The sequence below is a fragment of the Streptomyces sp. genome (genome assembly GCF_035563135.1).
Lineage (GTDB): Bacteria > Actinomycetota > Actinomycetes > Streptomycetales > Streptomycetaceae > Streptomyces.
The window spans coordinates 1-5,059 of sequence record NZ_DATMVN010000517.1 but is presented as its reverse complement, the minus strand read 5'-3'; the positions used below and the strand labels follow the sequence as shown (position 1 = coordinate 5,059).

Sequence of the window (5,059 nt, the reverse complement as noted above, 5' to 3'; positions counted from 1 at the left end):
CGCGGCGTCCGGGGGCCGGGTCGACGACCGCGACGCGGTCGGGGTGGGCGGCGGCGCGCTCGCGCAGCCACCCGCCGAACGTCTCCCCGCGCCAGTGGCCCGCCGCGCGGTAACGCTCGGCGAACTCAGCCGGCCAGGTAGGGGCGTCAAGTGCCTCAGGGGTGGTCACAGGGCGGCTCCCACGGCGCTCAGGAAGGTCCGGAACTTGGCCCCGGTCTCCGCCGTCTCGGCGGCGGGGGAGGACTCCGCCACCACGCCCGCGCCGGCGAACAGCCGCAGTGTGCGTCCCTCGGCCTCGGCACAGCGGATGGTCACGACCCAGTCGCCGTCACCGTCCGCGTTCTGCCAGCCGACCATGCCGGTGTACGCGCCGCGGTCGAAGGGCTCGGAATCCGCGATGACCTGCCGGGCCACATCGGTCGGCGTGCCGCAGACCGCCGGAGTGGGGTGCAGGGCCGACGCCAGGTCCAGGGCGGTGGACGAGGGGTCGCGCAGTTCCCCGGTCAGGGTCGTCGACAGGTGCCACATGGCAGCGGTCCGTACGAGGGTGGGGCGTTCGGGCACGTCCAGGCGCACGCAGAACGGCGCGAGCGCCTCACGGATGGCGTCGACCACGACCGCGTGCTCGTGGAGGTCCTTCGGGGAGTCCAGGAGTGCGGCCGCCCTGCGGACGTCCTCCGCCAGATCGCTGCTGCGCGGCGCGGAGCCGGCCAGCGGGTTGGCGACGAGCTGGGCACCCCGCCTGGCCACGAGGAGTTCGGGGCTCGCACCCACGAGCGTGCGGCCGGGCCCGCTGGGAACGGCGAAGGTGTAACCGTCCGGGTCACGGCGCGCCAGCCGGCTCAGCATGGCCGGCAGATCGAGGTCACGCGCCGAGGTCAGTTCGAGCGTGCGGGCGAGCACGACCTTGTCGAACTCCCCGGCCTGCATCCGCTTCACGGCGGCGGCGACGGCCTCGGAGTACTCCTGGGCGGCGGGCACTTCACGTATCCGCCACTCGTCACCGTGTTCCACGGCCGGGCCGTGCAGGGCTATGAGCGGGTCCGCGCGCAGGGCGGTCGCCCACCGGACGGTCTCCGGGACGGCCAGGGCCGCCACACCGTCGGGCGCGAACGGCACGGAGCCCACGACGACAGGGGCGGGGGCACCGTCGCGCCGGGCGGCCTCCAGGACCTCCTGCACCCGCATGGCCAGGGGCCGCGAGTCGTGCGGCACCAGCGACGCGGTGCCGGAGCCCAGCAGGGTGTGCCGGGGGGTGGCGAGGAAGCGGTCCGTGCCGGGCCGGTAGGCCTCCAGCAGAGCGGTCGCCGCGCCGGGGGCATCGAGCGGGGGAGGAGCGGCAGGGACGCGCAGAGATGCAGACATGGGTGGTCTCCAGTGGGGGAAGGCTCGAACGTCGAAGGACGGCGGAGCAGGGCGGGGTTCAGGCCCGCAGGGTGGCTCCGCCGTCGACGTACAGGTCGTGCATGGTGATGTGGCGGGCGCGGTCGGACACCAGGAAGGCGACGGCGTCGGCTATGTCGGAGGGGTCCGCTATCCGGCCGAGCGGGATGCCCGTGCGGTACGTCGCCGTGTCCCCCTCGATGACGCGGCGCGCGGAGGCTTCCTCCTCGCCCGCCGTCCACAGGCCGCGCTGCATGTCGGTCAGGGTCGAGCCGGGGGAGACGGTGTTGCACCGCACGCCCCGGCCCGCGACTTCGAGGCCGAGGCACTTGGTGAACATCACGGCCGCGGCCTTGGACGCGGCGTACGCCGCCATGTTCGTACGGGGGATGCCCGCGGCGTTGGAGGCCACGGTGACGATGCTGCCCGAGCCGCGTCCGGTCATCCGGCGGGAGACGGACCGCGACACGTGGAACACGCCGTGGGTGTTGACGGCGAACGTGGCTGCCCACTCCTCGTCCGACAGGTCCGCGACCGGCGAACCGCGCAGGATTCCGGCCACGTTGACCGCGATGTCCAGCGGACCGATCGTGGTCTCCGCCTCGGCGACGAGTTCTTCGACGGCCGTGGAGTCCGTGACGTCGAGCGTGCGCGCGGTCACCAGGCCGGCGTACGTCTTCTCCAGTGCGGTGATGCCGTCCGCCACCAGGTCGGTGGCGAGGACACGGGCCCCACGGCCGGCGAGAGCGTGGACGACCGCCTCACCTATGCCGCGGCCCGCTCCCGTCACGAGGGCGGTCCGCCCGGCCAATTCCTGATCGAGGCTCACTTGACCATGGCCTTCCGGATGTCGTCGAGCACCGAGACGGCTGCCTGCGCACCACCCAGGCTGGTCCACTTGGTCCCGTCGATGACGGTGGCGTGCTTCTCACGCACGGCGCCGAGCTGCTGGTAGGCGGGCTTCTTCTGGAGCCGGCCGAGGAGGTCGGCGTCGGTGCCCGAGTCGAGGGAGCCGATGAACAGCCAGTCGCCGTCGATCTCCTTCAGGTTCTCGTCGCTGAGCGGCGTCGAGTGGCCCTCGCCCTTGTCGTTCTGGATGCCGGGACGCTTGAAGCCGAGGTCCTTCAGGACGTCACTGATGAAGACGCCCTGCTGCATGACGGCGGTGCCCTTGGCGGAGTAGCGGGCCACGGACACGCTCGCACCGGCCTGCGCACCGAGGTCGGTCTTGAGGGCCGCGGCCTTGGTCGCGTAGTCGGCGAGGAACTTCTCGGCCTCGTTGGACCTGCCGAGCGCCGCGCCGGTGAGCTGGAGGGCCTTCTTCCAGTCCTTGGTGCCGTCGATGGTGACCACCGTGGGCGCGATCTTCCGGAGCTGCGCGAGCACCTGCCCGTCGGCGAGCTGCCCGGCGAGGATCACATCCGGCTTCGCCTGGACGACCTTCTCGATGTCAGGGCCGGTCACGGCGCCCACCACCGGGATGCCCTTCGCCTGGTCCGCGAGGTACTGCGGGGCGCCCTTCTGGCCGCGTCCCGCGGTCAGGCCCACCGGCTCGACACCCAGGGCGAGAGCAGCGTCCAGGTCCATCTCGCTGAGGGCGACCACGCGCTCCGGGTCCGCCGGGATCTTCACCTTCGTTCCCGCCGCGTCCGTGACCTGGGTCGTCGCCGCGGCGCCCGCGTCGGCGGACTCGGCTTTGTCCTCGGAGGATCCGCAAGCGCTGAGAGTGAGAGCACAGAGTGTCAGCAGGGCTGCAGACACGACGGGACGTGCGATACCGCGGGACGAGGGGGACGAGTACGGCGCCATGGCCTGAGATCTCCGTTTACTTCAGTGAATCCTGTTCCGGCAAGGCGCCCTCCGACACCTGCATCGGAGAGAAGCGGTACATACAGCGCCACTTCAGGGCATAGGTGAGCCCATGACCCGCCAGAACCGGACGAGTGCCTTTAGGTTAGGCTACCCTTATGTCGCTAGCGCAAGGGGGTCGGCCACGATCAGCCGGAACCCGCCCATCCGAAGGTCCCCCGGCTCAGGGCCGTTCAACCCTCTGGGTCGCCACGGGACTTCTGCTGTTCCTGGTGGCCCTCGTGCTGCTCTCCCTCGTCATCGGCACCGGTGAAAGCACCGCGGGACGCGCCTGGGACTTCCTCCTCGGCGATCCCGCCGCCCGCGCCGACGCCCAGCTCCGGCTGGCCGTCATGGACGTACGCCTTCCGCGTACGCTCGCCGCCCTCCTCGTGGGCACCTGCCTGGGTGCGGCCGGCTGCCTGCTCCAGGCCGCCACCCGCAACCCGCTCGCCGAAACGGGCCTGCTGGGCGTCAACTCCGGGGCCGCCTTCGCCGTTGTCCTCGGGCTCACCTTCTTCGGCGCCGACTCCCCGGGCGCGATGCTGGTGTGGGCCCTCGTCGGCGGCATGGCCGCGAGCGCGGTCGTCCTGCTCTTCGCCGGCTCGGGGCGTACCGCCGGCTCACCGCTGCGTCTCGTACTGGCCGGATCCGCACTGGCCGCCACCTTCCACGGCTGCACCTCCTACGTCCTGCTGGGCACCCAGTCGACTTTCGACACCTACCGGTACTGGACGATCGGCTCGCTCGCCGGAGTGGAGATCTCCGACCTGGCGCCCCTGCTGCCGCTCGTGGCCCTCGGCCTGCTCACCGCGCTCGGCTGCGCCCGCCCGCTGTCGGCACTCGGCCTCGGGGACGACGGGGCCCGCTCGCTCGGCCACCACCCCGGCCGGGTCCGGCTGGTCGTCGCCGGAGCGGTGTCGCTCCTCGCCGGCTGCGCGGTCGCCGTGGCCGGTCCCATCGCCTTCCTGGGGCTGCTCGCCCCTTACGCAGCCCGGGCCCTGACGGGTCCGCGCATGACGGCCCAGCTCGTCCTGTCCGCGCTGATCGCGGCCGACGTGATGATCGTGGCCGACATCCTCGCCCGGATCGTCATCCGGCCCTGGGAGACACCGGTCAGTGTGCTGCTCGCCTTCGTGGGCGGCCCCCTCCTCATCTGGATCGCCCGCTCCTCCCGCCTGTCCACCGCGGGAGCCGAGGCATGAGCGACCTGAAACCGACGAAGGGCCCCGTGCCGTCCGCCCCGCGCGTCGGCACCGCCGACGTGACGCCCCCCGACAGCACCGTACTGCGGGCCGGGACGCTCTCCTGGCTCCTCCCGAGCCGCAGCGCGCTCGCCGCCGCGCTCCTCCTGCCGGCCGTCGCCGTCCTCATCGCCCTGGCGGTGATGGCGAGTTCGACCGGAATGAGCCTGTCGGAAACCGTCTCCGGGCTCCTCGGCACGGGCGACCCCGGCACCGTCATGATCGTGCGGGACTTCCGGCTGCCCCGCGTCTTCGCCGGCCTCATGGTCGGCGCCGCGCTCGGCATCGCCGGCTGCCTCACCCAGACCCTCGCCGGCAACCGCCTCGCCACACCCGACCTGGTCGGCGTCAACGACGGTGCCACGGCAGCCGTCGTCGCCGCCGCGGCGGGCTCCACCACCGGCATGGTCGGCGACTGGTGGCTCGGTCCGATCGGTGCCGTCGTGGCCGCCGCGATCGTCGTCCTCTGCGCGGGCGGAGCGGGAGGCGCCGGCTACCGCGTCCTCGTGACGGGCATCGGCGTCTCCACGTTCATCGGCGCGGTGGGCGACCTGATCATGTCCCGCGAGAACGACAACACGGCG

At 72.5% G+C, this 5,059-nt stretch carries 5 protein-coding genes and 1 pseudogene; 2 read left to right on the top strand and 4 right to left on the bottom strand.

Annotated features, from left to right (window positions below; all coding sequences use genetic code 11):
- From entE to VN520_RS22850, 4 genes and pseudogenes are all read right to left on the bottom strand, one after another.
- Positions 1-169: pseudogene (gene entE, locus VN520_RS22865) on the bottom strand (2,3-dihydroxybenzoate-AMP ligase); the annotation flags it as partial.
- Positions 166-1,365 (bottom strand): isochorismate synthase DhbC, encoded by a 1,200-nt coding sequence (gene dhbC / locus VN520_RS22860; RefSeq protein ID WP_325748811.1) that lies wholly within the window; start codon positions 1,363-1,365, stop codon positions 166-168. The pseudogene entE and the gene dhbC, both read right to left, overlap by 4 nt.
- A gap of 58 nt (positions 1,366-1,423) precedes the next feature.
- Positions 1,424-2,212 carry a 2,3-dihydro-2,3-dihydroxybenzoate dehydrogenase gene (locus VN520_RS22855; RefSeq protein WP_325748810.1) on the bottom strand — a complete coding sequence of 263 codons (789 nt, stop codon included), beginning with the start codon at positions 2,210-2,212 and terminating at the stop codon, positions 1,424-1,426.
- Complete coding sequence (locus VN520_RS22850; RefSeq protein ID WP_325748809.1) at positions 2,209-3,192, bottom strand: iron-siderophore ABC transporter substrate-binding protein; 984 nt, start codon at positions 3,190-3,192, stop codon at positions 2,209-2,211. The genes VN520_RS22855 and VN520_RS22850 overlap by 4 nt, the downstream gene beginning before the upstream one ends.
- A gap of 158 nt (positions 3,193-3,350) precedes the next feature.
- Between VN520_RS22850 and VN520_RS22845 the strand changes: the two genes are divergently transcribed.
- Together VN520_RS22845 and VN520_RS22840 are read left to right on the top strand one after the other, a co-directional pair.
- Positions 3,351-4,436 carry an iron ABC transporter permease gene (locus tag VN520_RS22845; RefSeq protein WP_325748808.1) on the top strand — a complete coding sequence of 362 codons (1,086 nt, stop codon included), beginning with the start codon at positions 3,351-3,353 and terminating at the stop codon, positions 4,434-4,436.
- Positions 4,433-5,059 (top strand): iron chelate uptake ABC transporter family permease subunit (locus tag VN520_RS22840; protein ID WP_325748807.1); only part of this gene is annotated, 627 nt, incomplete at its 3' end. The genes VN520_RS22845 and VN520_RS22840, both read left to right, overlap by 4 nt.

Excerpts from the sequence above, each read along its gene's own strand:
- dhbC (WP_325748811.1), bottom strand. The coding sequence starts at position 1,365 with ATGTCTGCATCTCTGCGCGTCCCTGCCGCTCCTCCCCCGCTCGATGCC.
- VN520_RS22850 (WP_325748809.1), bottom strand. The coding sequence starts at position 3,192 with ATGGCGCCGTACTCGTCCCCCTCGTCCCGCGGTATCGCACGTCCCGTC.
- VN520_RS22845 (WP_325748808.1), top strand. The coding sequence starts at position 3,351 with ATGTCGCTAGCGCAAGGGGGTCGGCCACGATCAGCCGGAACCCGCCCA.